The following is a 470-nucleotide window of genomic DNA, read 5'->3' on the forward strand; positions in this document are numbered from 1 at the left end:
CGGCAGCGGCGCAAGCTGCGCGGAGCTCAGATCGGGCATAAAACCTCCTTATGGGTCATGATCGAGGTTTAATTGGAAGCGGCAGGCCGCCAGCCCGATATTTGGGGTCGACGATCAATCCAGTTCAAGCATTGCGAGGCTGACGATCATGGTTACGGCTCAAGAAAAACTCGTTTCCACTCGGGCGCAAGGCTGGTTTTCCCTGCTTATTCGCGAATTTTCGCGGCTTGCTCGCCAGCGGCGTGGCTATGTCGATATCCGGGAGCTGTCGCCGCATCTGCAGCGCGACATGGGATTCCTTGACGGCAACGATCCGCGCGGGCCGTCGCAATAGGCGGCTCCATTTTTATCGGCAGTCAGCCGGCGAGCAGCGCCGCCGCCGTGCGTTCATCGGTGATGAGGCCATTGACCAGGCGGCGGTTGACGGCGGCCAGTATGCCCGGCAGCTTGCGTTCGCCCATGGCCAAGGC

Annotated in this window: 2 protein-coding genes; one reads left to right on the top strand and one right to left on the bottom strand. The window is 61.1% G+C overall.

Going from position 1 to position 470, the window contains the following annotated elements; translation table 11 throughout:
- Positions 1-148 precede the first annotated feature (148 nt).
- The gene (locus tag EN852_RS35080; protein WP_127226681.1) at positions 149-334 is read left to right on the top strand and encodes a hypothetical protein; all 186 of its coding nucleotides are present in this window, start codon (positions 149-151) and stop codon (positions 332-334) included.
- 22 nt (positions 335-356) lie between these two features.
- Here the strand turns inward: EN852_RS35080 and EN852_RS35085 are convergent.
- Positions 357-470 (bottom strand): sugar-binding domain-containing protein (locus tag EN852_RS35085; RefSeq protein ID WP_281407827.1); only part of this gene is annotated, 114 nt, incomplete at its 5' end.

Origin of the sequence: Mesorhizobium sp. M2E.F.Ca.ET.209.01.1.1, assembly GCF_004010375.2 — a bacterium.
GTDB lineage: Bacteria > Pseudomonadota > Alphaproteobacteria > Rhizobiales > Rhizobiaceae > Mesorhizobium.

Excerpts from the sequence above, each read along its gene's own strand:
- EN852_RS35080 (WP_127226681.1), top strand. The coding sequence starts at position 149 with ATGGTTACGGCTCAAGAAAAACTCGTTTCCACTCGGGCGCAAGGCTGG.